Origin of the sequence: Terriglobus aquaticus (genome assembly GCF_025685415.1) — a bacterium.
Classification (GTDB): Bacteria; Acidobacteriota; Terriglobia; order Terriglobales; family Acidobacteriaceae; genus Terriglobus; species Terriglobus aquaticus.
The window spans coordinates 1,722,564-1,746,797 of record NZ_JAGSYB010000001.1; the positions used below are offsets into that span (position 1 = coordinate 1,722,564).

The 24,234-nt window shown below is 62.8% G+C and carries 20 protein-coding genes; 12 read left to right on the forward strand and 8 right to left on the reverse strand.

Features of this window, described 5'->3' with window-relative positions; translation table 11 throughout:
* The first annotated feature begins 148 nt into the window (after window positions 1-148).
* The 9 genes from OHL12_RS07070 (at window position 149) to pgeF (ending at window position 7,446) form a co-directional block, all read left to right on the forward strand.
* Window positions 149-1,219, forward strand: a complete 1,071-nt coding sequence (locus OHL12_RS07070) for a ThiF family adenylyltransferase (RefSeq protein ID WP_263413121.1) — start codon at window positions 149-151, stop codon at window positions 1,217-1,219.
* A 210-nt stretch (window positions 1,220-1,429) separates the two neighbouring features.
* On the forward strand, window positions 1,430-2,098 hold the full coding sequence (locus OHL12_RS07075) for an RNA polymerase sigma factor (RefSeq protein ID WP_399261010.1): 669 nt from the start codon (window positions 1,430-1,432) through the stop codon (window positions 2,096-2,098).
* Window positions 2,095-2,370: a hypothetical protein gene (locus tag OHL12_RS07080; protein WP_263413123.1), complete on the forward strand. Its 276-nt coding sequence runs from the start codon at window positions 2,095-2,097 to the stop codon at window positions 2,368-2,370. Before OHL12_RS07075 ends, OHL12_RS07080 begins: the two co-directional genes overlap by 4 nt.
* A gap of 276 nt (window positions 2,371-2,646) precedes the next feature.
* The gene (locus tag OHL12_RS07085) at window positions 2,647-3,270 is read left to right on the forward strand and encodes a shikimate kinase (RefSeq protein ID WP_263413124.1); all 624 of its coding nucleotides are present in this window, start codon (window positions 2,647-2,649) and stop codon (window positions 3,268-3,270) included.
* Window positions 3,271-3,344: 74 nt separating this feature from the next.
* Window positions 3,345-4,394 (forward strand): AI-2E family transporter, encoded by a 1,050-nt coding sequence (locus OHL12_RS07090; protein WP_263413125.1) that lies wholly within the window; start codon window positions 3,345-3,347, stop codon window positions 4,392-4,394.
* Between the two features lie 62 nt (window positions 4,395-4,456).
* Window positions 4,457-5,401 (forward strand): heme o synthase, encoded by a 945-nt coding sequence (cyoE, locus tag OHL12_RS07095; protein WP_263413126.1) that lies wholly within the window; start codon window positions 4,457-4,459, stop codon window positions 5,399-5,401.
* Window positions 5,402-5,404: 3 nt separating this feature from the next.
* Window positions 5,405-5,977: a DUF420 domain-containing protein gene (locus tag OHL12_RS07100; protein WP_263413127.1), complete on the forward strand. Its 573-nt coding sequence runs from the start codon at window positions 5,405-5,407 to the stop codon at window positions 5,975-5,977.
* Complete coding sequence (locus OHL12_RS07105) at window positions 5,974-6,234, forward strand: hypothetical protein (RefSeq protein WP_263413128.1); 261 nt, start codon at window positions 5,974-5,976, stop codon at window positions 6,232-6,234. Before OHL12_RS07100 ends, OHL12_RS07105 begins: the two co-directional genes overlap by 4 nt.
* Before the next feature lie 42 nt (window positions 6,235-6,276).
* Window positions 6,277-7,446: a peptidoglycan editing factor PgeF gene (pgeF, locus tag OHL12_RS07110; protein WP_263413129.1), complete on the forward strand. Its 1,170-nt coding sequence runs from the start codon at window positions 6,277-6,279 to the stop codon at window positions 7,444-7,446.
* Here pgeF and OHL12_RS07115 read toward each other — a convergent pair.
* The 3 genes from OHL12_RS07115 to OHL12_RS07125 all read right to left on the reverse strand — a co-directional run bounded on the left by OHL12_RS07115 (window position 7,389) and on the right by OHL12_RS07125 (window position 11,279).
* Window positions 7,389-8,051: an HAD family hydrolase gene (locus tag OHL12_RS07115; protein ID WP_263413130.1), complete on the reverse strand. Its 663-nt coding sequence runs from the start codon at window positions 8,049-8,051 to the stop codon at window positions 7,389-7,391. The two genes, pgeF and OHL12_RS07115, sit on opposite strands and share 58 nt — an antisense overlap.
* Window positions 8,052-8,156: 105 nt before the next feature.
* Window positions 8,157-9,626: a sensor histidine kinase gene (locus OHL12_RS07120; protein ID WP_263413131.1), complete on the reverse strand. Its 1,470-nt coding sequence runs from the start codon at window positions 9,624-9,626 to the stop codon at window positions 8,157-8,159.
* 6 nt (window positions 9,627-9,632) lie between these two features.
* Complete coding sequence (locus tag OHL12_RS07125; RefSeq protein ID WP_263413132.1) at window positions 9,633-11,279, reverse strand: FAD-dependent oxidoreductase; 1,647 nt, start codon at window positions 11,277-11,279, stop codon at window positions 9,633-9,635.
* Here OHL12_RS07125 and OHL12_RS07130 point away from each other — a divergent pair.
* Window positions 11,273-12,043, forward strand: a complete 771-nt coding sequence (locus OHL12_RS07130) for a helix-turn-helix transcriptional regulator (RefSeq protein ID WP_263413133.1) — start codon at window positions 11,273-11,275, stop codon at window positions 12,041-12,043. The two genes, OHL12_RS07125 and OHL12_RS07130, sit on opposite strands and share 7 nt — an antisense overlap.
* A 30-nt stretch (window positions 12,044-12,073) precedes the next feature.
* Here OHL12_RS07130 and pruA read toward each other — a convergent pair whose 3' ends face one another.
* Both pruA and OHL12_RS07140 read right to left on the reverse strand, forming a co-directional pair.
* Window positions 12,074-13,726 carry an L-glutamate gamma-semialdehyde dehydrogenase gene (gene pruA / locus OHL12_RS07135; protein ID WP_263413134.1) on the reverse strand — a complete coding sequence of 551 codons (1,653 nt, stop codon included), beginning with the start codon at window positions 13,724-13,726 and terminating at the stop codon, window positions 12,074-12,076.
* 37 nt (window positions 13,727-13,763) lie between these two features.
* Window positions 13,764-17,327: a polysaccharide deacetylase family protein gene (locus OHL12_RS07140; protein WP_263413135.1), complete on the reverse strand. Its 3,564-nt coding sequence runs from the start codon at window positions 17,325-17,327 to the stop codon at window positions 13,764-13,766.
* A 72-nt stretch (window positions 17,328-17,399) separates the two neighbouring features.
* Here OHL12_RS07140 and OHL12_RS07145 point away from each other — a divergent pair, with 72 nt between their 5' ends.
* Both OHL12_RS07145 and OHL12_RS07150 read left to right on the forward strand, forming a co-directional pair.
* Window positions 17,400-18,782 carry an ArnT family glycosyltransferase gene (locus OHL12_RS07145; protein ID WP_263413136.1) on the forward strand — a complete coding sequence of 461 codons (1,383 nt, stop codon included), beginning with the start codon at window positions 17,400-17,402 and terminating at the stop codon, window positions 18,780-18,782.
* The gene (locus OHL12_RS07150; RefSeq protein ID WP_263413137.1) at window positions 18,779-19,075 is read left to right on the forward strand and encodes a hypothetical protein; all 297 of its coding nucleotides are present in this window, start codon (window positions 18,779-18,781) and stop codon (window positions 19,073-19,075) included. Before OHL12_RS07145 ends, OHL12_RS07150 begins: the two co-directional genes overlap by 4 nt.
* Before the next feature lie 53 nt (window positions 19,076-19,128).
* On the opposite strand, the gene dgt is transcribed toward OHL12_RS07150, so the two are convergent.
* The 3 genes from dgt to purH all read right to left on the reverse strand — a co-directional run bounded on the left by dgt (window position 19,129) and on the right by purH (window position 24,208).
* Window positions 19,129-20,313, reverse strand: coding sequence for a dGTP triphosphohydrolase (dgt, locus tag OHL12_RS07155; RefSeq protein WP_263413138.1), 1,185 nt, complete (start codon window positions 20,311-20,313; stop codon window positions 19,129-19,131).
* 11 nt (window positions 20,314-20,324) lie between these two features.
* Window positions 20,325-22,418, reverse strand: coding sequence for a tetratricopeptide repeat protein (locus OHL12_RS07160; RefSeq protein WP_263413139.1), 2,094 nt, complete (start codon window positions 22,416-22,418; stop codon window positions 20,325-20,327).
* Window positions 22,419-22,612: 194 nt separating this feature from the next.
* On the reverse strand, window positions 22,613-24,208 hold the full coding sequence (purH, locus tag OHL12_RS07165; RefSeq protein WP_263413140.1) for a bifunctional phosphoribosylaminoimidazolecarboxamide formyltransferase/IMP cyclohydrolase: 1,596 nt from the start codon (window positions 24,206-24,208) through the stop codon (window positions 22,613-22,615).
* Between the last annotated feature and the right edge of the window lie 26 nt (window positions 24,209-24,234).

The following is a 24,234-nucleotide window of genomic DNA, read 5'->3' on the forward strand; positions in this document are numbered from 1 at the left end:
GACGAATCCTCCGCTCACCGGAGGCGCGATCTCGTCAATGGTCTGAATTGTCTCGTAGGATGCCGAATCGTGCCTTCGGGTTAGTGGGACCCGGGTACCTGCCTCCTAACCCCAGGAACGCAGCCGTGCCGCGGCCTACACTTGCTGTATGCAGACGGAAACCGCAGAAGTGTCGCCAGGGACGGGCCAAGCGGAGGAGCGCTGGGACCGCTATTCGAGGCAGATTCTTTTCCGTCCCGTGGGTTTGGAGGGACAACAACGCCTTGCGGAAGCCCACGTTGCGGTAGTGGGCTGCGGTGCGACCGGTGCAGCCGCGGCATCTCTGCTGGCGCGTGCTGGCGTGGGCCGCATTACGGTGCTCGATCGCGATTTCGTCGAATGGTCCAACCTTCAGCGCCAGGTGCTCTTTACGGAAGAGGACGCTGCGGAAGCACTGCCCAAGGCGGAAGCGGCACGTCGCAGACTGTCCGGCATCAACGGCGAAGTGGAGGTACTGGCGCATGTCGCCGACCTGTCCCCTTCCAACATCGGATCGCTACTGACCGGCGCGGACATCCTATTGGATGGCACCGACAATTTCGAGACACGCTACCTGCTGAACGACTTCGCAGTCGAACGCGGGGTGCCCTGGATCTACGCTGCGGCCATTGGGAGCTATGCCGCGACGATGAACATCCTTCCGGCGGGTGAGCACCGGACAGCCTGCCTGGCGTGCCTCTTCCCCGAACCGCCCGGAGGTACCGTCGAGACCTGCGACACTGCAGGCATCCTCAACACCGCCGTTAACGTCGCAGCGTCGCTGCAGGTGACCGAAGCGCTGAAGCTGCTGACGGGCAACGCCGCACAGATGCGTCGCACGCTGTGGTCAATGGATCTTTGGACCGGTGAGTCCGCGCAAATTCGTGCAGACAAGCCCCGGACAGACTGCCAGACCTGCGGCAGGCGGGACTTCCCGCACCTGCGTGGCGAGGGTCGCCCGCACATCACCCTGTGCGGCCGCAATTCCGTGCAGATTCACGAGAGGAGCCGGCCGGTGGATTTCCAGGAGCTCGCGGACCGCCTCCGCCCACACGGCGAGGTGCGCTTCAATGGCCTGATGCTTCGCTTCCACCTCGGAGAGTTCACCCTGAACGTCTTCCCCGACGGCCGGACCGTCGTGCAGGGTACCAGCGATCCCGTGCGGGCACGCACGCTCTACGCCCGGTTCATCGGCAGCTAGCAGTCGGGACGGAAGCTTCGATACTTGGCGGGGCGCATGCTCCCGTCCAACGGGATACAACCCGAAGGTGCGCGCGCTTCTCACATGGGCACCTGCTGTTTTCGATTCACCGGGCACGCGGCTAGCCTGCGTTATCCTGAAGGTGGCATCGGCAGCGGAGCAATTCCGAGACTCCTTCGCTAATTCCGGCGGAGCACGATCGCGAGGCCCATGCACACACAGGTTTATTCAATGGCTCAAACGAATTCGACGCCTCCCCCTGGGTTGTTCAAACGGAATCCGCCCATCGCTGGTGAGGCCGACGCCCTGGAGCGCGCCAAGAACGGCGACCCGGACGCCTTTTCCAAGCTGTACGCCCTGCACAAGCGGCGTGTGTACACGCTATGTCTCCGCATGCTGGGCAACGTCTCAGAAGCCGAGGACATGACCCAGGAGGCATTCCTCCACCTCTATCGCAAGCTCGGTTCCTTCCGCGGCGAGAGTGCGTTTTCCACCTGGCTGCACCGGCTCACGGTGAACCTGGTGCTCATGCACCTGCGTAAGAAGGGCCTGCAGCTCGTATCCCTGGAAGAAACGATCAACCCGTCCGAAGAGGACGCGCCCAAGCGGGACTTCGGATCGCGTGACCCGCGTCTCTCCGGTTCGGTGGATCGCGTGGCGCTGGAGCGTGCGGTTGGAACGCTGCCTCCGGGATATCGCCTGGTTTTCGTGCTGCACGACGTGGAAGGCTACGAGCACAACGAGATCGCGGAGATGCTGGAGTGCTCGACCGGCAACAGCAAGTCGCAACTGCACAAGGCGCGTCTGAAGCTGCGTGAAATCCTGCGACAGCAGGAGCAGGCAGCCGGCAGCCCGAAGCTGCAGGAGGCGGCTCAATGATTCAGCACGACGAGAACACACCCTGGACTTGCGAAGAGTTCGAGAAGGCTTTGCCAGACCTGTTTGAGCGGGCGCAGGGCGGCAAGCTGAGCGCCGACCCTCGATTTGCCGATATCCTGCGGGACTGCCCGCAGGCCGCTGAGTTGGTGCGCGATCTGGAATACATCGCGGAAACCGCTCGAATGCTGCTGGAGCCCGAGGGTGACGCCCCCACCGACCAGGTCTGGTCCAAGATCCAGAGCCGGTTGCAGGACGACGGCCCCGCAAACTAACCGCATCTCCTGGCGGACCTCCGGTCCGGCCAGGAGCATGCTTTTCGTTCCGCTTGTCAACAGCGTCGCAAGTGTGTAGGTTGTTCCAGAGATGGCAGTGCAGTTTACCTTCGCATCGTTTGCTTACCGCTACTGGTGGCCAGTAGCGGCTCAGGCGACGGTTGCGCGGAACGACTGCCACACGCAGTAACACCCAGCAAAACCGATTTCGACCCGAGCCGCGGCCCCTAAAGCCGCGGTTTTCTGTTTTCCCGCAACGCACCGCCGGAGTCCGCCATGAACGCAGTTTGTGAACCGGAAGAAGCACTCGAAAGCCAGCCGGAAACGGCGATACTCGAAGAGCGAGCCACCATGCCTGCCAGACCAGCAACTTCACCAACCCGCATCGTACTCACCGGTTTTATGGGAGCGGGTAAGTCCACAGTGGGCCGGTTGCTGGCGGAGCGCCTCGGTTGGCGGTTCGTGGACGTGGATGAAGCCATTACCGAAAAGGCCGGCATGCCTGTCACACAGATCTTTGCCAAGTACGGCGAGTTCGTCTTCCGCCGCATGGAAACTTCAGCCATTGCGCACGCTTTGGGCGAACGCGACGCGGTGATCGCGCTCGGTGGCGGCGCTGTGGAGGTGCTGGCGAACCGGCTCTTGCTGGAGCAGACACCTCGCACGACAGTGGCATTTCTTGAGGCCTCCCTGCCCGTCCTGCTGGCGCGCTGCCACGCACAGGACGGCGGAGAGACGCGGCCCAACCTGTCCACAGCGGAGGAACGGTTTCAGTACCGTGCCCCGCTGTACCGGCGCGTTGCGCGCCTGCGCTTGAACACAGGCGAGCAGACGCCGCAGCAGATCGCTGCGGCGTTGCAGGAGATGGCCGGCGTGGGCGCCAGCACCGATCTGCCGTAACTTTCTGAAGTTTGTCTGCAGGAAAACGACAGGCTCCGCCATTCCCGCATCACAAGCGGGAACGGAGTATTCAAGTGGAACTCACAGGATTACAGGAACGACGCCGCACGCGCGGGTACATCCTGTTTACGTTCTTATTATTGGCCTGCTGCGGTCTGGCGTGGAAACTGCATCACGTCTTGCTGATTTTGTATGTTTCCGGCCTGTTCGCTGTAGTTCTGAACCCGGTCGTGAAGCGGATCGAGGGCTTCCGCATCCGCGACAAGCACCTCGGCAAGGGCCTTGCTACGGTGGCGCTCTTCGCCGGCATCCTCTTGGCGCTGGTGCTGTTCTTCTGGATCGGTCTGCCGCCAGTGATCCGCGACTTCGCGAACTTCGCAACGGACCTGCCGCATCGCATCCCGCAGATCCTGGCCAAGGTGCAGCGCCTGCCGATGGCCTCCAAGATCGACATGTCCAAGGTGGCTGCCGAGGTTCAAAACATCGTCGGTGCGGCCGCAGCCTACGTGTTCGACGCTCTGCCCCGCTGGGCGACCCACCTCTTCGACGTGCTGACCGGTGTCATCCTCTGCATCTACTTCATCCTTGAGGGCGACGAAGTCTACAAGTACTTCCTGTCGCTCTGGCCGTCGGATAAGCGCACGCGCCTCTCGAACACGCTGTTGGAGGCTGAGGAGCGTGTCTCCAAGTGGCTGGTCGGCCAGTTGCTCCTGATGGCCTGCGTGGCCGTGTACATGCTGATTGCGCTGGGTGCCCTGCATGTGCGGTACTTCGTCCTCCTTGGCATTCTCATGGGCATCACCAACCTGATCCCCGTCGCCGGCAACCTGATCACCATCACCATCGCCATCCTGGTCGCGGCTTCCGATAGCTGGACCAAGGCGCTGGGCGTCGTCATCGTGTACTTCATCTATGTGCAGATTGAGAACGCCATCCTGACTCCGCGCATCATGAAGACCAGCGTGGACCTGATGGGTATCACCGTGCTTGTGGCCCTGCTGTGCGGAACGGAGATCGCCGGCATCGTCGGAGCGCTGGTCGCTGTGCCTACCGCAGCCATGGTGGTCGTATTTGCCAACGAGTACCTGGTGCAGCATGAAGATGACCCGGCGCGGGCCGGTTAGCGTCCAGAGACGGAGCGCGCCGGTCCTGACCGGGGTCGGCGCGATATCCTAGAGCGGAACCGATGGCCGTCACCGCTTCCATTCCCGCCGCCAGCCAGGCACGCCGCTCCACGCTGCTGGCCGACTACGCGGAAATGTTCAAGCTGCGAGTTTCGCTGATGGTGGTCATCACCGCGGCAGCGGGCTACTACCTTGGTTCACTCCGGTCCGGCATCAATCCGCTGCAAATGCAGTTTGTGCAGGCCATGCTGGGCATCGGCATCGTCTCTGCGGGGTCCAGCGCCCTAAATCAGGTGCTGGAACGGAAGTCGGACGCGCTGATGAACCGGACGGCTCGCCGGCCCATGGCTGCGGCCCGCATCGGCCTAGTCCACGGTGCTCTGCTTGGTCTGCTTGCCGTGGGTCTGGGGTCGCTGTACCTGGCGACGGTCACAACGCCGCTTACCGGCTTTCTCACGCTACTCACAGCCGCGAGTTACGTTGCCATCTACACGCCGCTGAAGCGCATCAGCATGATTGCGACCTTTGTCGGGGCATTCCCTGGCGCACTCCCTCCGCTCATCGGCTGGACGGCCGCGCGGGGCCAGATCGAATGGGAAGCTGTCGCACTGTTCGCCATCCTCTTTGTCTGGCAGTTCCCTCACTTTGAAGCGATTGGCTGGCTCTACCGGGTGGACTACGCTCGCGCGGGCATTCGAGTCACGGCCGTGGCGGTACCGGGCGGACGTGCCACTGCCGCACAGGCTTTGTTCTATGCGATTCTCATGCTGCCGGTCAGCCTGTGGCCGGTGTTTCTGGGCATGTGCGGCTGGATCTATGGCGCATGTGCAATCGTGTTCGGCGCTGCGTACCTGTGGTACACCGTGCGATTCGTTGGCATCACGCGCGACCTGGCGCCGGACGCCTCTCGCAAAATCGCTCGCGACCTTCTGAAGGTCAGCGTCATCTACCTTCCTCTGCTGCTCGCGGCCATGATCCTGAACGCGCACGGCCGGTTCGCCTACTAACCTATGTCGACTGCCTACCCTCCCGTTCCTGCCAACGAGCGCATCCATACGCCGAAGTCCGCGGTCTTTGGCATCCTTGCCGTCTCCGCGCTGGCGAGCGCCTTCCTGTTCTGGCTGGTTTACTTTCATCCGCCGATCGATACCACGCACACGCGCTTCCTGTTTCTGCCCGCGCTCAACGCCGTGCTGAACGGCCTTTCCGCGATCGCACTTGTGCTCGGATTTCTGCAGATTCGCAACCGCAACGTGCGCGCGCACCGCGCCTTCATGTCGGCGGCCTTCGTCTTTTCCACGCTGTTCCTGGTGTCGTACATCGCGAACCACGCGCTGCACGGCGAGTATCACCTGCCGATCGCGCACACCGGCGGCCTGTGGTGGAGCTATCTCACGCTTCTTCTGTCCCACATCTCGCTGTCCATCATCGCGCTGCCGCTTGTGCTCATCACGTTCTTCCTTTCCCTGTCTGAGCGCTTTCCGCAGCACCGCAAGATTGCGCGCTGGACCTTTCCGATCTGGCTTTACGTTTCGGTTACCGGGGTGGCTGTGTTCCTGATGCAGGCGGCTATTCGCCGGTGACCGCGCCGGCTCAGCGCGTTCCCGGGCGCATGCGCAAAGACACGCGCGCGATCCTGCGCGTGGCCGCGCCCATCTGGCTGGTGGGCATGGCCTGCTGGCTCTTTGTCGCGCTCAGTGGCGGCCTGACCAAGCACGGACCCACGACGCCCTGGGGATGGATCTGCCTCATGGTTGGGCTTGGCTGTGTTCCTACCGGTTCGCTCTTTCTCCTGCTGGGCATCGGCAAGTATTTCGAAGACCGCAAGCGGGTCTCCTGACCGGTTCCACGCACACACCCGGCAGCAACTTAGAATCAGAACGTGGCACGCAAGCAAACCTCTTCCACCAAGGCCCCTTCCGCACAATCGCCCGCCCCGTCGCCGCAGGACCTCGAATCGCCTGAGGCGATTGCTGTCGTCGACGACATCCTGGCTGGCGTTGGCCTGACTCACGGCACCCGCTCGTCACGCCGGGGAAGCTGGGCCGGCGGGGAGCGCAAGCCGGTGGGCCGAAAGAAGGCCGAGGCGGAGCGCGCTGCCGCCAAACCCAAACAAAGGCCGCTGGTCCTGCGCTCGCCGATGCTCGACCGGGATGGCCTGATCCATGGCTTTTCCACGCGGCAGGGCGGCTTTTCGCGTGTCTTTCGGCCCGGCCTGCCCGCGGGGTACGGCGACCTGAACCTGGGCTTCACGAAGCAGGACGATCCCGAGCTGGTTAGGCAGAACCGATCCGCCTTCCTCAAGGCGCTTGGCGCGAGTGGCATGCAGGGCTTCGGCCTCCTGCAGCAGAAGCACACGCCGGTAGTGCGCATCCTGAACCGTCCCAAGGACGCGCAGGACGACTTTCTGGAACCGGCCGCCAAGCTCGGCGACGCCCTGATGACGGACGTTCCTGGCATCCTGCTTACGGTGCAGGCTGCGGACTGCACACCCGTGCTGCTGTTCGACCCGGTGCGCGGAGCAATCGCGGCGATCCACGCAGGCTGGCGCGGAACGCTGGCCCGCATCGTGGAGCGCGCGGTGGGCACCATGCGTCTGCGGTATGGATCGGATCCGGCGGACGTCCTGGCCGCCATCGGCCCCAGCGTCGGCCCAGACAGCTACGCTGTTGGCGAAGAGGTTCGCCACGAGTTCGAATCCCAGTTCGCCTATGCACCGGAGCTCTTCCACGAGGTCTACGAGTCCGACCCGATCCGCGATAAGTACCCGCTATTATTCCTGACGGCGCGCGCGCCGGGGCACTCCCCGATCGGGCCGCAGTTGCACCTGGACCTGTGGGAGGCCAACCGGCGGCAACTGCTGGACGCGGGTGTGCGCGAACACCATATCCACGTAATGGCCGAAGATACAGCCGCCGACACCGGCCGCTTCTTCAGTTATCGCGCGGAGCAGGGCTTCACCGGCCGCATGATGGCCGCCATCGGCTTGGCTGCTCAGCCAGCGAAGGGAGACGAGTCGAAGCGGCGCAGCAGGTCTGCCGGGTCGCGGTAAACCGCGATCGCGCCGGCGTCCTTCAGCTCCTGCTCGGTCCACCCGCCACAGGTCAGCGCAACGGTTTTCACGCCAGCCTTGCCAGCCGCCTCAATGTCCCAGGGCGTGTCGCCCATCGCGACCGCGTCTTCCGGCTGGATACCCAGCTTCTTCAGCGCGGCTTGGAAGATGTCGGGCGCGGGCTTGCTCTGCTCGGCGTCATCCGCGGTGGTGTGCTCTTCCACTAGCGCGTGGATGCGCAGAAGCATCAGGAAGGCGTGCAGGTCTTCCTTGTTGGTCGAGGAAGCGACGGAAACGCGAAGCCCCTCCTGCCGCATGCGCTTCAGCAGGTTCTTCGCATCGCTGAACGGCACGATGCGGTCCATGTATTCGCGATGGAACAGGTCCTTGCGGAAGTTCTTCAGATCATCTTCCAGCTCGGCGATCCGGTCTTCCGGGACATAGGTTGCGATCACCTTGTCGCCACCTTTGCCAATCTGCCGAACCATGTCTTCAAAGCCGATGTTGAAGCCAAAATTTGCGAACGTGCGCTGCCATGCCTCGGCATGGAAATGATTGCTGTCCAGCAGGGTTCCGTCCAGATCGCAAAGCACCGCTTTATACATTGAGTCCCTCACAGGACTAGATGCAGGCGGAGCATGCCGGGTCAGCGCCGAACCGGATCGGACGGCAGCGAAGAAGCGTCAGTTCTCAACACCTTCGTCGGGCTGCTAGGCGTCGGTCGCGACCTCGTACGGTACTCGCACGATGAACTCGGTTGCGCCAGGTTTTGAGTGGAGCTCGATGTTGCCGTTGTAGCTTTCCACGATGCGCTGCGCAATGCCGAGCCCCATGCCGGTGCCCACGCCTGCCGGCTTGGTCGTGTAGAACGGCTCAAAGATGTGCTGCTGCTCAGGCTCGGGGATGCCGGGACCGTCATCGCCGATGCTCACATACAGATCCTCGTCCTGCTTCCAGGTACGAACCGAGATGTGCCCGCCCTGCGACACAGCGTCAATGGCGTTGTCGAGCAGGTTGGTCCAAACCTGATTCAGGCCGCTGCAGACACAGGTTAGCGGCGGCAGGTTGGATCCAAACTCCTTGGTCACGGTCACCTGCTTCTCGCGGAATTTGTGCTTCAGCAGCATCAGCGTCGCATGCAGGCTCTCGTTGATCGCAAGGCTCTGTTGTCCTCCCTGCCCCTCATGCACATAGGTCTTCACCGCCTTGGCAAGGTCGTGGACGCGCGCCACACTTTCTTCCACCAGCGCGACCTGCTGAATGCTCGAGGCGGTGGCCTCCAGCCACTGCAAGGGTTCCTGCAGTTCGGCACCGGGAAACGCCGCGGCGAGGCACTGCAAATCGGACGACGTCATGCCGATGGCGACCAGGGTCGGAGCCAGGTTCCAGGCATCCTCGACACCGTGTTCGTCCAGCCAGGAGCCGAGTTCTTCCTCGCGATCGGACTGCTGCAGCGAGTCCATGCACACATCGCGACGTGCGTTCAGCACCCGCTCCTGCAGATCGGTGAGGCAGGCTCGCTGCGACTCAGAATGACCGTGCTCTGAGAACTTGCGCGCCAAGAGGTGCATGCGGTTCAGGTTGTCCCGCAGTAACGAAGCCGCTCGGCGGGCCGCTGCACCGGGATTGTTCAGCTCGTGCATCAGACCCGCGGTCATGGTGCCCAGGGCCATCAGGCGCTCCTCCTGCGAGCGCATGACCGCCTGGCCGCGCCACCGCATGTGGAACTCCTTCAGGATGGCTTCCCGCAGGTTGGGACAGGAAGCCATGAGCTGCCAGAACATCTCTTCGGAGACTCGCAGGCCCCGCAGAGGGCCAACGCTGGTCACGGTGAAATGGCTGACGCCGCGGGCAAGAATCGTCATCTCGCCCATAAACGTGGGCGCGGTGACGTTCTTGCGAAACAGGCTTCGCTGATCTCCTGTTTGCCGCGTGAGTTGCACTTTCCCTTCCAGAAGTATGTGGAAGTCGTGCGTGCGGTCATCCTCCGTAGCCAGCACCTCGCCGTCCACATGCCGTTTTTCCTGCGCCACCGATACCAGGCAGGCCAGTTCTGTTTCCGGCACATCCGCGAAGATATCGCGGTGAAGCTGAGCGATGATGTCCTGTTCGTGCGCCGTGCGGCCAAAGAGGCAGTCGGGAGCTTGATTCAGGGTCGGCGTTGGGGTTGCTGTTGCCATGATGGGTTAGAACTCCGCCAGATATTGATGAACGAACTGAATTGCAATGGAACCTTCGCCAACGGCGGAGGCGGCACGCTTGACGGAGCCGTGACGCACATCGCCTGCGACAAAGATGCCGGGAACACTGGTTTCCAGCAGGAATGGATCGCGGCCGCCAGGCATCTTATCGATGCCGACGCGGCGCAGGTCCGGCCCGGCCAGAACAAAACCACGATCGTCGCGCAGAACTTCCTTCGGCAGCCAGTCGGTCTTTGGTGCAGCACCAATGAAGATAAACACGGAAGAGGCCTCGCGCGATTCCACCTTCCCGTCACAGTTCACCTGGATGCAGCGCAGGTGGTCGTCCCCGCCGAACTGGATGATTTCTGTGCAGGTGTCCACGACAATGTTGGGCGTGGACGCGATCTGGTCGATCAGGTACTTCGACATGCTCTTTTCCAGCGAGTTCGCGCGGACCAGCATGGTCACGTTCTTCGCATACTTGCTGAAGTGCATGGCCGCCTGCCCGGCAGAGTTGGCACCGCCCACCACAAAGACGCTCTCGTCCTTGCAGGAGGCAGCCTCGCTCTGAGCCGCACCGTAGTAGACGCCGCGGCCGACCAGCTCCTCCGCGCCAGGCACGTTCAACCGGCACCAGGAAACGCCGGTCGCGATCAGAATGACTGAGGCGCTAATCTCGCGCCCATCGCTCAGAACGACGATGCGGTACTGGTTCTCAACGCGGATGCCGGTCACGCGCTCGGTCACAAACTCCGCGCCCAGCCGCTGCGCCTGGATGAATCCGCGCTTGGCGAGTTCGTCTCCGCTGAGGCCCTGCGGGAATCCCAGATAATTCTCGATGCGCGAGCTGGACCCGGCCTGTCCTCCCGGAGCTTCCGGCTCCACAATCAGCGTCCGCAGCCCTTCGGACGCGCCATACACGCCCGCCGCTAACCCCGCCGGGCCCGCGCCAACGACCACAACGTCGTAGAAGTCCCGCTCCACCTGGGTCTTCAGACCGACTTTGGCAGCCAGGTCCTGCTGGGTGGGTTGCACCATCGCGGTTCCGTCGTTGAACACGACAACCGGCAGCTTCGCATCATCGATGCCGCGCGACTTCAGCAGGTCCAGCGCCTCGGACGTGTGCTGCGGGTCCAGCCAGCGATAGCCCACGTGATTGCGTGTCAGGAACTCGCGGACGTTGTGATCCGCCATGCCCCACCGCGTGCCCACCACCTGCAAACCCTCGTAGGGTGGCTTGTAGCCTTCGTGCCAGTTCGCTAAGAGGTCATCCAGCACGGGATACAGCTTTTCTTCGGGCGGATCCCACGGCTTATTCAGGTAGTAGTGAATTTTTGCCGTGTTGATGGCCCGGATCGCTGCTTCCGTGTCTGCGTACGCAGTCAGCAGGACGCGCTTAGCGTCGGGATACAGGTCGATCGCGCGGCTCAGGAAATCAACGCCGGTCATGCCGGGCATGCGCTGATCGCTCAGAAACAGGGCGACGCTCTCGCCGCGCCCCTTCAGCTGCGAACAGGTGTCGATCGCCGCCTGGCCGCTGGCGGCGCGCAGAATGCGGTAGTTCTGTCCGTAGTTGCGGCGCAGATCCTGGACCACCGCTTCCAGAACGCTGGTGTCGTCGTCGATCGCGAAAAGAATGGGCCGTGGCATGGTTCGAGTTTCGCACCAATGCGCTCGCACGTGCAGGTGCGGCGCTGCTCCCTATATCGGATGAGGCGTCGGTAACCCGGGATTCACACCAGGCAGGGCGGGTTTACGATGCTCCTGTGCCGACCGCAGTGCTGCTCGCCGAAACAGACGTCCTTTTCTGTGCGGGGGTGGCCCATGCTCTCCGCGAGGAACCCGATTTCACCCTGCGAGAGCCGCCCCTGCGCCACCTGGACGAGCTGGCGACGGCCTTGGCGACCGAGGCGGGCGCAATTGTGCTCGTGGCGGAGGCCCTGATCCGCAACCTGGCGCAGACTGCGGGCGCCGCGGCCAGCCACGACTGCAAGCTGGTCCTGCTGACCTCCGGTGCCCTGACGCTGGAGTTCAGCGAGCTTCCCGCGATCCGGGCCGTCCTGCGCAAGAATGCCGACTCGAAGCAGCTCCTGGCCTGCCTGCGAACCGTCGCGGCGGGCAAACCCTGGTCCGCCGCGGGCGCGGAGACCCAGCGCAAGACCACCGGCTCCCGCATCCTGGCGGAGCTTTCCCCGCGCGAGCTGCAGGTGATGAGCGGTGTCTCCCGCGGCGCGAAAAACATTGAGATTGCGCGCGAACTGAAGACCAGCGAACAGGTCATCAAGAATATGCTCGGCCGCATTTACGACCTGGCGGGCGTGAGCGACAGGCTGGAGCTGGCGCTTTTCGTCCTGCACCACCCGGAACTGGCCGAGGCCGCCCGGCAGTTCGGGCAGACCTCGACGGACCGGTAAGGCGCGGCGTTCGCCCGGTTCGGGTATGTCCTAGATGCCGTCCGGGTGCCGGAACTCATCCTGATCCGGCAGCACGCCGAGCTTCTCCGCAATTGACTTCGCCTGGGTGAACAGCAGCAGGTAGTCCGGGCCACCCGCCTTGGAGTCGGTTCCGCTCAGGTTGAAGCCGCCAAACGGGTGCGCGCCCACCATCGCGCCGGTGCACTTGCGGTTCAGGTACAGATTGCCCACGTGGAACTGCTCGGTGGCCACTTCCAGCCGCTCCCGGTTATTGGAGTAGATGGCCCCGGTCAGGCCGTAATCGGTGTTGTTCACAATCTCAATCGCCTCTGGGAAGCTGCTGGAGCGGATCACGGCCAGCACCGGCCCGAAGATCTCCTCCTGCGCGATGCGAGCGTCGGGCGCAACGTCTGCGATCACGGTCGGCTGCACATACCAGCCGTTCGTCTCGCTTTCCGCCGGGCCGCCGCCGGTCAGCACCCGACCCTCCCCACGGCCGATCGCGATATAGTCCAGCACGCGACGGTAGGACGTCTCGCTAATCACCGGACCCATCGCGAAGTTGTCGGCGGGATCGCCCTGCCGGATCTGCGAAACCCGTTCGGTCAACTTGTCCAGGAACACGTCGTAAATGTGCGTGTCCACGATGGCACGGGAACAGGCCGAACACTTCTGGCCGTTGAAGCCGAAGGCCGAAGCCACCACGCCCTCCACCGCGGCGTCGATGTCGCAATCGTTGTCCACGATGATCGCGTCCTTGCCTCCCAGCTCCAGCACGGTGCGCTTCAGGAACTTCTGCCCGGGCCGCTGCTTCGCCGCGCGCTCGTGTACGTCCAGGCCCACTTTCTTGGATCCGGTAAAGCTGATGAATCGCACCTGCGGATGCTCGACCAGCGTGCGCCCCGCGAGCTCGCCGCTGCCCTGCAGCAGGTTGACGACGCCCTCGGGCATGCCGGCCTCTTCCAGCAGCATTAGCAGGCGAACCGCGATGGTGGGCGCGTCGATGCTCGGTTTCATCACCACGGTATTGCCCGTAACCACGGCCGCAACGGTCATGCCGCACAGAATGGCGAGGGGAAAGTTCCAGGGCGCGATCACCGCGCCCACGCCGAGCGGGAGATAGCGCAACTGGTTGCGCTCGCCCGGGAACTGGATTGGCGTCTCGGCGCGATCGAGCCGCAGGGCTTCGCGCGCATAGAACTCCAGGAAGTCGATGCACTCCGCCACGTCCGCGTCAGCTTCGGCGTAGTTCTTGCCGACCTCAAAGGTAAGCCAGGCGCAGAACTCCAGCTTGCGCTCGCGCAGCAGCTCGGCCGTACGCGTCAGCAACGCCGCGCGCTCGCCAACCGGAACAGCCTTCCAGCTCTCAAACGCCTTGGCCGCAGCCTGCACAGCCTGCTCCACGTGCTCCACTTCAGCCTCAGGATGCACGCCGACCAACTGCGCTGGGCGGGCCGGGTTGGTGGATCGAATCTTGCCTGGGGCGTGCACCCGGTTGCCACCGATGATCAGCGGATACTCATGGCCGAGCTGCGACTCCACATAGCGCAGAGCTTCCTGCATGCCGCGCTTCACGTCGGCAAGGGTGAAATCGAGAAATGCCTCGTTGCGGAAAGGCGCGATTGGCGCGGGGCCGCTAGTTGGATCCGTATCGTGCAACGTGGGAATAGTGCTCGTGGCCATAGCTCAAGTTTACGCCGCACCCGGGCGGGGTTGCAGCTCAGGAACCGGGCGAGGGAGAACCGTTCAGCATCTGATCCGTCGACTTGCTCATTTTGGCAGTGCGCTCCAGCTTGTCCCAGCTAAATGGCCGTCCGTCGATCACGCGCTTCACCGTCTTCAGCAGCACCACCGAGAACACCTGCCGATAGGTGAACCGCTGGATCCAGATATGAACCAGCAGCCAGCCATCCCCCTTGCTCGCCGGATGCTTGCGTTCCAGCATGAACGCCAGCGCCGATGCCGAGAAGTCGATGATCATGAACGCCAGAAAGTACGTCAGCAACTTCAGGAAGCTGGCGGAGCTCGCCGCCTCCGGGTGGAAGTGTCGGTCGTACAGCCAACGGAACAGGCTCGCCACAAACATCAGGTCGATCAGCGGCGAGACCAGCGGTAGCAGAATCTGGAAGATGATGATGTTGGGCAGTGCGAACAGGCCCATGGCGCGGCGGTTGCGCACCGCACCCAGGTGCTTGAACACTGCCTGCATGATGCCGAAACTCCACCGGAACCGCTGGCGCATCAGGCCGTTGGCATTCACCGGAGCCTCGGTGAAGGCGAGTGCCTGGTCTTCGTAGATGACCTCGTAGCCCTTTTCGAGCAGGATCATCGTCAGGTCGGCGTCTTCAGCGACGGTGTTCGAATGGTAGCCGCCGGCTTCCTGCACGGGAGCGTAGCGCCACGCGCCGATGGCTCCCGGCACCACCACGACCACATCGAACAGGTCCAGCGCGCGCCGCTCGAAGTTCTGGCTGGTGATGTATTCCAAGGCCTGCCAGCGTGTCCACAGATTCACACGGTTGCCGACCTTGGCGTTGCCAGCCACGGCACCGATCTTGGGATTGGCGAAGTGCGGCACCAGGCGAGCGATCGCGTCGTGCGCGATCACCGTGTCGGCATCGATGCCGACGTAGATCTCCTCTTGCACCAGGTTGCTCAAGGCATAGTTCAGCGCCTCCGCTTTGCCGGCGTTTTCCTTGCGAACTACGACGAGCCGCCCGCTCTCAATGTCGGCCGCGTAGGCCTCGCGCGCAACCTCCGCTGTGCGGTCCTTGGACCCATCGTCGATCACGATGATCCGCAGATTCTTGTAGGTCGACATCATGACCGAGCGGATCGTCCGCACGATCACCTTCTCCTCGTTGTACGCCGGAATCAGCACGGCAACACGAGGCTCATAGTCGGGTCCGGCGTAGACCTTGCGCTTCCGGAAGCGATCGATCAGCGCGAACAGGCCGATGATGATCAGGCGCGCGCTCATCAGGATGTCGCCTAGAAAGAAGACCGCGACCACAAAGTGGTTGAACGTCGCCAGGCCAAAGAACGCGATCGAATCCACCATCGCAAACGCTTTGCGGCGCCATCCCGTTACGGACGGCATCACCTGCTCGCGAGTCTTGCCGACAAGCGCACTGACTGGCACAAGTTCGTAGCCCCGCTTACGAAGTTCCTGGATCAGCACTGGTAGGGCGGCCACGGTGGGCGATCGATCACCACCACCGTCATGCATCAGGATGATGGAACCGCGCAGGTCCTGTCGCTTTTCGCTGAGCTGAATCTGCTCCAGCACGCTTTGGACGATCTCCTGCGGCGTCTTGCGCGGGTGCTCGTCCCAGTCGTTCGTGTCGATCTTGTCGCCGACCACGATGTAACCGAGCTGCTGTACCCGTTCTACGGGTGCCGCCTGGTCATTCGTATCGGGTTCCTGATCGATGGAGTATGGCGGCCGGAAGTACAGTGGCTGCACACCCAACTTCGCCGCGAACAGACGCTCCGTCAGGTTCAGTTGCAGGTCCACCTGCTTGGGTGAAATACCGCTGATGTCCGGGTGCGTAAAGGTGTGATTACCAATCTCGTGCCCCTCGCGGTACACGCGCTGCATCACGCCGACATTGTCCTCGGCCTCCTGGCCGATCATGAAGAACGTGCCTTTGACGCCGTACTTCTTCAGGATGTCCAAGATGCGGGGGGTGTACTCCGGGTCGGGTCCATCGTCGAAACTGATCGCGAGCTTCTTGGGGTGGTAACCGAAATAGGTCACGGTGTACGACCGGGGAAGGATCGCCATTACATCGGAATCAATCAGCTTGGAATCATCATCAATGGTCAGAGTGCGATGCCCGCTCCGGGGACTTCCGGAGACGTGCATAACGTCACCCTCTCCTTCGATATCAAGGTCCCAGCCCGGAGGTACATCAGCTAGATCGTGCACCGGGTTCGCCTTCATCGGCTGATCCCATATCTTCCACAACGACTGGTCCTCTTCACCCAAACGCCACAGGGCAAACGTCTGGATGCCGAGTTGCCGCGCTGCACGCATCTCGTTATAGGTCGTCACAGCGTCCAGAAACCAGATCTCGTGCCGTTGCTGCTTGTCTTCGTCGTCGTAGGTGAAATGCGGATTTCGAGAAACGTCATCCAAGTCGACTTCGGAACCTGAATCGATGGCGGATTGCCATACGGATTGCATGGTTTTGTTGTCCGAGTAGATGACTTTCGGAGTGAACTTCGGCGCGGGTTGCTTCTTGCCCCGCTTTGCCTGCCCTTGCGAAGGCGGCAGCGACATGGTCCAGTCGTACCCGTAGCTGCCGATGGCGCAGACCAGCTTCTCCTTCGGCACCTCTGACAGAATCTTCTTGAGATTGTTGACGAACCAGTCCTGGCTTGCGATAGGGCCAGGACCGCTGTCGGTCTGGTGCTCGTCATAGTTCATCAGCAGCAAACCGTCAGAGTTCGCGGCCATGAATTTCAGATCCCAATCGTCATCGCCGACCGGCACGTTGATGTAAAGTCGCAGCCCACGCTGATGCATCAGCGTATACAGGTTTGCAATCAGTTCGCGGTAGCCCGCCTGAGCGTCAGAAGGAATGTCCTCAAAGTCGAGAGAGAGACCGTGATACCGCTGGTTCGAGGTCAGCAGCCTCATCGTCTGCGTAACGAAATTGGATCGCGCAGCAGGGTCCTTCAGAAAAACGCCCACGGCAGGGATAAAGGTCTGCTGTACGTCGTCGAAGTTGTTGACTAGGGGGAAGATTTCCGTGTTCGAGCCAGAGCTGGCGATCAGCCGCTCCACCTTGTTCTCAATGTCGATGCTGTGCACACCGGCGCGATCAACCACGTCAAATGGACGGCTATCGATGGAGTAGCCGGTCAACTTGCCATCCGGGGTGATGACGTGGAGCCACTCGGGGAAAAGAAGATCGATTTGCTGCACGTGCTGCCGCAATGAGCTATAGCTGGATGCGTCGTAATCCACGTAGTAGGCCGCTCGCAAGCCTTCGTCGGTGTTTAGCGGAACATCCGACGGCTTACGGTCCGTCCGGCGGTGGGCCGAGCGCGCCTTCTTGCCTTTGTCAGCTAACAAAGGTGGCGTATTCAGCGCGCGGTAGTTGTGCTTCGGCTGCTCGAGCAGCAGCTCCGGCAGGGGCCGGATGCGCAGAACACCGATCACGAAGATGACAAAGCAGACCAGTCCGAACGCGGCAGAGATGTCCAGGATGCGGCGCAGGCGCTTCCACCGCCGGCGTTGCTCGTCATAAAAGATCGGCTTGGTGCTGTTCGGCATGCCCTTGTATCGTACCGTCCCGACTCGCTCACTTGTCAGCAATCCGGTGAACTGCCGGTATGATGCAAGTCGATGCGAAAGGTCCATTGGCGCGGAGCCGGTTTTCTGGTTGCCGCGTTCCTGTTGGCGGGGTTGGTTCTGCGCTGGTACTTCGTGCAGTACCAGCCCTTTGTCGCAGGCGATTCCAGCCTCTACCTCGACATCTCGCAGAACTGGATCGACGCCCACATCTATGGTCTGTCGACGAACGCGGCGCCCCGCCCCACACTGATCCGGCTGCCCGGATATCCCATGGTGCTCGCGGCCATTCAGCTAGCCGTGCCAAGCTCGAGTGCCGCGCCAGACGGTTCCGGCGTGTTCCGCTTGCTCATGTGGCTACAGGTGTTGGTAGACCTGGCGACCTGCGTTCTGGTGTCTCGCCTGGCATGGCGCAACTTCGGTCGCCGCGCCGGTCTGTCCGCGCTGGCCATGAGCTCGCTTTGCCCGTTCCTGGCGAACTACACCGCCGTGCCGCTCACTGAATGCTTTGTGCTGTTCACGGTCGCGCTTGCGTTCTGGGCCGCCGACCTGTGGCGACGGCAGCCACGCATGGTGTGGCTCGTTGTTGCCGCACTTGCGCTGGGCTACAGCATTCTGCTTCGGCCCGACCAGGGGCTGCTGGCCGCGGCCGTGATCCCCCTGTTTGTCCGCACGTCTGGAGAACGCCACACGTGGCGATTTGCTCTGCTCTGCGCCTCCTTGACCCTCCTGCCGCTGGTCCCATGGACCGTACGCAATGCACGCACCTTCCACGTCTTTCAGCCGCTCTCTCCCAAGTCCGCCACCGACCCCGGCGAGCCGTATGCCAAGGGATTCCCGCACTGGTATCGGACCTTTGCCATCGACTTCACCAGCACGGAAGACGCCTACTGGAACTATCCGGAGATCGCAGTCGACGCAGCCGACTTGCCCACCCGCGCCTATGACACACCGCAGCAGCGAGCGACCGCAACAAGGCTGCTGCACCAGGCCGCCGCCGCAAAGAAGCTGCGCCCCGACGTCGAATCCGGCTTCGACAAGCTCGCCGCCGAGCGCATCCACGCTCATCCATTCCGGTATTACGTTGCGTTGCCCATCGCGCGGCTCGTCAACATGCTGCTGCACCCGCGTATCGAGATGCTCCCGATTGACGAACGTTGGTGGCGCTTCCGCCTCCATCCCGGCCAGACGGTTTTCGCCACCGCGTACGCTGCGCTCAATCTGGCCTACATGGTGTTGGCGGCGCTCGGCTTGCGATCTGCCTTCCGCGTCGCCCCTGCCCTTTCCGCCAGCATGTGCGCCTTCGTCCTGCTGCGATGCGCTCTGCTGCTCACACTGGACAACGCGGAGCAGCGCTACACGCTGGAGTTCCTGCCAGTCTTTTTCTTCTTCGCCGCCGCATGGTTCGCCCGGCCTCCAGGGCGCGAGGCGGCATGAACCGCGATGAGCAGATCGCACGCTGGAAGCTGTTGACAGAACACCTGCTGCCCCACCGCGCACGCGAACAGCACTGGCCTCTGCGGCTGGATCACTGCTTCAAGCGCGTTTGCCTCGACTACGCCTTTCAGGACGTCTGGTACAACCACCTGCAGAAGCCAGCGGAGCGGCACATCACAGGCGATGCGCTGGCGCGTGCTCTGGAGTGCGCAGAAGCTCTCCTCTCGGACGATGCCACGCTATTACGCCGACGCAACGAAGATAGCTTGCGCTGGCGCGGCAAACTGCGATGACACTCTTTGCTGATAACGCTTGTCGAGCGCACGCTAACCGCGACGACGAGCTTCTAAGCACGCCCCCTGCGCAGCTTCGAAGCCATCCAGAACTGCTGCAGGATGTAGCTGTCCGTCATGCCTGCGATGTAGTCGGCGATCACGCGCGGCAGCCCTTCGGTCTTGCTCTCCTCCACATAGCTGGGCGGCATGCGGTCAGGATGCTGCAGAAAGAAATGAAACAGCAGCGCTACGACGTTGTCGGCCTTTTCGTGTTCCGCCTCCAGCGTCGAGCAGGTGTACAGGTGATCGTGCAGGTAACGCTTCTCCTGCAGGCGCATCGCCTCCATTTCCGGAGAAAAGACGGCGATCCTCTCCGGGAACTGCCGCACCTCATCCAGGGTCGCTAGGCCGGCATCGTCCACTCGGCGGCGCATGGTCGCAATCAGGTCAGCCGTCAGTTCGTCCTGCATCCACTGCAGCGCTTCGTGAAACAGGAACTTGCGATCCACCGTCGGGTGCAGATCGCGCATGCGATCGTACGCCCGGCCCATAATGCCGATGTGATCGCAGATGTGCTCGATTTCCAGCAGACCCGACTCCACACCGTCGTCCAGATCCGCCGTCAGGTAGGCGATTTCATCGGCCAGGTCGATCAACTGCGCCTCAAGCGGCGGACGCTGACCCAGGTAGTACGCATCGAGCTCCGGGTACTCCTCCGCCGCATAATCGCGCGAGTGCTTGATGATGCCCTCGCGCACGCCCAGCGTCAGGTTCAAACCGCGGTGCGCGGCGTACCAGTCTTCAAAGTGTTCCACAATGCGCAGCGCGTGCAGATTGTGATCGAACCGGCCACCATGCTCGCGCAGGCATCGATCCAGCGCACGCTCGCCCGCATGGCCGAAGGGCGGATGGCCGATGTCGTGCACCAGCGCCAGCGCTTCGACCAGCTCTTCGTTCAGCCGGAGGGCACGCGCAACTTCACGCGCAATCTGCACCACCTCGATCGTGTGGGTCAGCCGCGACCGAAAGTGATCGCTCTCGCGGCTGGTGAAGACCTGCGTCTTGCCGGCAAGGCGCCGGAACGCACGCGCCTGCACAATGCGCTGCCGGTCCTGTTCAAAAGGCGACAGCTTCGCCTGCACCGGCTCATCCCACACGCGCGGCGACAGCGCCTGTTCCGCGGCACCCCACACTGACAGCCGGCTCAGACCAGTTGCGGCTGTGCCGGCTATGTCGTGCTGAACAGATCCCTTCACTCAGTCCCAGACTACGGCGTCAAGCGGGTTTCCCGCGAGTTCTTCGCCAGCTTCACCCGCGCGGTATCCAGGCGCTTGTGCAGCTTCGTCACATCGTCCTGCTCGATGTCCGCGGGCAGCGATCGCGCATACTCTGTCTGTGCGCGCTCCCACTGTGCGACGGCCAGCTTCAACTTGCCGTTGCGCTCCATGGCCTGACCCAGGTGGTCGTGCAGCGTCGGATCATTCGGGTTGCGATCGACCGCCTGCTGCAGCTCGGTTTCCGCCATCGCGTACTGGCCCGATTTGAAGTACGCCCAGCCCAGCGAATCCAGATAGGCGTAGTTCTGCGGGTCCAGCTCGACCGCTTTCTTCAGCATCGCCGTCGCTTCAGTCAGCTTCACTCCACGATCCGCATACATATAGCCCAGGCTGTTCAACGCCGCCGCATTGTTCGGATCGATCGCGAGCAGAGCCTTCAGGTCCTTCTCCGCCTCGTCAATGTTGTTCTGCTTGTCTGCAATGCTGCCGCGCAAAAACAGCGGGTAGATCTTATCGTCCGGCTTTTGCGAGAACACTTCGGCCTTCTCAATCGCGGCAATCGCCTCCGGGTACTTCTTCAGCCGGAAGTACATTTGCGCGATCGTCAGGTACACGCCGCGGTCTTCTTTCTTGCCGGTCAACTGCTTGTTGGCGATGGCGAAAGCCTCGTCCACCTTGCCGGTGTCCAGCAACTGCCCCGCGTACAGCGTCTGAATGTCGCTGTCTTTCGGCAGAGCCGTAGCGGCGGCCTGTGCCACCTGCAACGCCTTAGCGTAGTCGTGCACATCCCGATAGGTATCCACCTCATCGCTATAGCCGCGCTCGCGCAGGTCGCCACCCAGTTGCACCATCTGCTCGTACACCGCGGCGGCATCCGCAGTGCGGCCCTGCTCGCGGTACAGATTTCCCAGCCGCTCCAGGAAGAGGCCGCGATTCGTCTTGTCCCCGTCCGTCGCATTCGGGTCGTACTTTGCCGGCCCGGCAAGTGCGGTTTTCAGCACCTGCTCCGCGTCGCTGTAGCGGCCCAGCGAGTCATAAATCAGCGCTTCGTTGTAATTCAACTCCAGCGAATCCGGGACAAGCGCTTCCGCCTTCTTGATCGTGGTCAGCGCCTGGTCGTAGCTTCCCTTCCGGCGCTGCACCTCCGACAGGCGGATGTAGCTCTGCGCGTCCTGCGGTTCGGCAGCGACAATCTGCTTCAGCTGGTCCTGCGCCGCGTCCAACTGGCCGTCGGTCAACAGCGCACTTGCCAGTCCGCGACGAGCATCCAGGTTGTCAGGGTCGTCATCGATCGCACGCTGGTAGGCGGCTGCGGCCTCTTTCGGCTTGTGCAACTGATCGTAGGTTCCGCCAAGCGCAAGCTCCATACGCGAGGTACGATCCTCTGGCGGGACGGCAGACAGCGTCGTCACCACGCGTTGCAGGTCGCCCTGCTCGCTATAGAGCCGTGCCAGGTTCAGCAGCGAATCTTCCGAACCGGAGTCCAGCGCCTGCGCTGCCTTGAACTGCGCTTCCGCCTTGCTTGAGTTGTGCGCCAGCTCATACAACTGGCCCAGCAGCAGGTGGTTCTCTACCGAATCCGGTTCCAGCTTGACCAGGGTCTCGTACTCGGTAGTCGCCAGCGTCAGCATCTGCGACTGTTGGCCGTTCTGCACGTCGCCTAGCGAACGGAAGTAAATGCGGCCGAGCAGCCGATGCGCCTCTACGTCGTCCGGGCTCTGCTTCACCTGGTCCTGCGCCACCTGCACGGCTTCGCGGATGCGCCCGACCTTGAAATACAGTTCGGCAAGTCCGTCCTGCAGCATCTTGGAGCTGGGATCGGCCGACAGCGCCAGCTTGTACTGCTCGATGGCCTGCGTCGCGTAGTCCGATCGGCCCTGCGTCGTCGCCAGATCCTCATAGATCTGTGCCAGGCCGTAGTGATAGTAAGCGGACGAGCGACCGTTGTTGGACGGGACCGTCGCTACCCCGGCGGATGCTGCCGGCGCAGGATCCTGTTTCTGCGCGGCGATGGGCAGGGCGCTGATGGCAGCCAGCGCAAGTGCGGCAATACGAATCGGTGTGCTGCGGTGCGGACCGGTCATCGGAAAAAACTCACTTTCGCCCGGGTGTCCGCTCGGTCATGGCCGTTCCGGGTCTTGGCGCGTGTCACTCATTAGACGATAGATGCCGCACGGAGTTGCGCTGTTCCCCCGCGCGACCGAGCGGAGAAGAAGACAGAAGCCGCCAGAAGCGCCTGCGAGTGCGCCCTGGGCCGCTTCCAGTCCTTCCGTGCGCATTAGCCGTGGCGGAAATGTCGCATGCCCGTGAATACCATGGCAAGTCCCAGCCGGTCCGCCGCGGCGATCACCTCGGCATCCCGCACGCTGCCGCCTGGCTGAATCACCGCCGTCGCGCCAGCGGCTGCCACCACTTCCAGGCCGTCCGCGAACGGGAAGAATGCATCGGATGCGGCGACACTGCCGGCGGTCGGCAGTACGGCCTTCTGCGCCCCGAAGCGGGCCGCGTCCACCCGGCTCATCTGCCCGGCGCCCACGCCAACGGTCTGGCCGAACCCACCCTCCGCTCGCGCATACACAATCGCGTTCGACTTCACGTGTTTGCACACCGTCCAGGCAAAGCGCAGGGCTGCCATTTCGTCGTCCGTCGGCTTTCGCTGCGTCATCACTTTCAGATCAGACTCGCCCAGCGTCCCGCGATCCGCTCCCTGCAACAGCGCGCCGCCTGAAACCTGCTTGAACACAAACTTCGTCTCTGCCGGAACGATCTGCAGCAGCCGCAGGTTTTTCTTGGCCGCGAAGCGCTCCACCGCCTCTGGCGTGAACGACGGCGCCACGATCGCCTCGACGAACAGCTTCGCGATCTCCTCGGCTGCCGCGGCGTCCACCTCGCGGTTGATGCCGATGACACCGCCAAACGCCGACACCGGATCGGCTGCCAGCGCTCGCAGGTAGGCGTCGCGCACATCCGCGCCCTGGGCAGCGCCGCAAGGGTTAGTGTGCTTGATAATCGCTACCGCGGGGCGATCGAACTCGCCTGCAAGCTCCCAGCAGGCATCCAGGTCGACCAGGTTGTTGAACGACAACTCCTTGCCCTGTAGTTGCCGCGCGTTCGCGATGCCCTTGCCGGAGCCGTCGGTGTAGACCGCCGCTGCCTGGTGCGGGTTCTCTCCGTACCGCAGCGGCTGCAGCATCGGCAGATTGATCCGGATCGCGGACGGCATCCCCGCCGCCCGGTCCCGCAGCGCCGGTTGCGAAGCCTCGCCGGTGGGCGCCTCCAACTCTCCCAGCGCATTGGCGATTGCGGTGTCGTACGCCGCCGTGGTGGCAAACGCCGCCTTGGCCAAGCGCCAGCGCGTGCCGAGACTCAGCGCTCCTTGAGCCGACTCCATTTCCGCCGCGATCGAGTCGTAATCGCCCGGGCTCGTCACAATCGCGACGTCCTCAAAATTTTTCGCCGCCGAGCGCACCATGCTGGGGCCGCCAATGTCGATGTTCTCGACCACCTCGTGAAACAGCACGCCCGGCTTCGCAGCCGTCTTTTCAAACGCGTACAGGTTCACCACCACCATGTCGATGGGCTCAATGCCGTGCTGCTCGACTGCCGCCACATGCTCGGCCTTGCCGCGGATGTGCAGAATGCCGCCATGCACCTTGGGATGGAGGGTCTTCACCCGGCCGTCGAGCATCTCCGGAAAGCCGGTCAGATCGCTGATGTCACGCACCGGCAGGCCTTCGCCGCGCAGCGCCGCAGCCGTCCCGCCGGTCGAGACCAGCTCCACACCCAGCGCATGCAGGCGCCGCGAAAACTCAACAATACCGGTCTTATCGGTCACGCTGATCAGCGCGCGACGCACAGGGTTTGAGGGATTCATTACCGTTGATTGTACGGCGCAGAGGA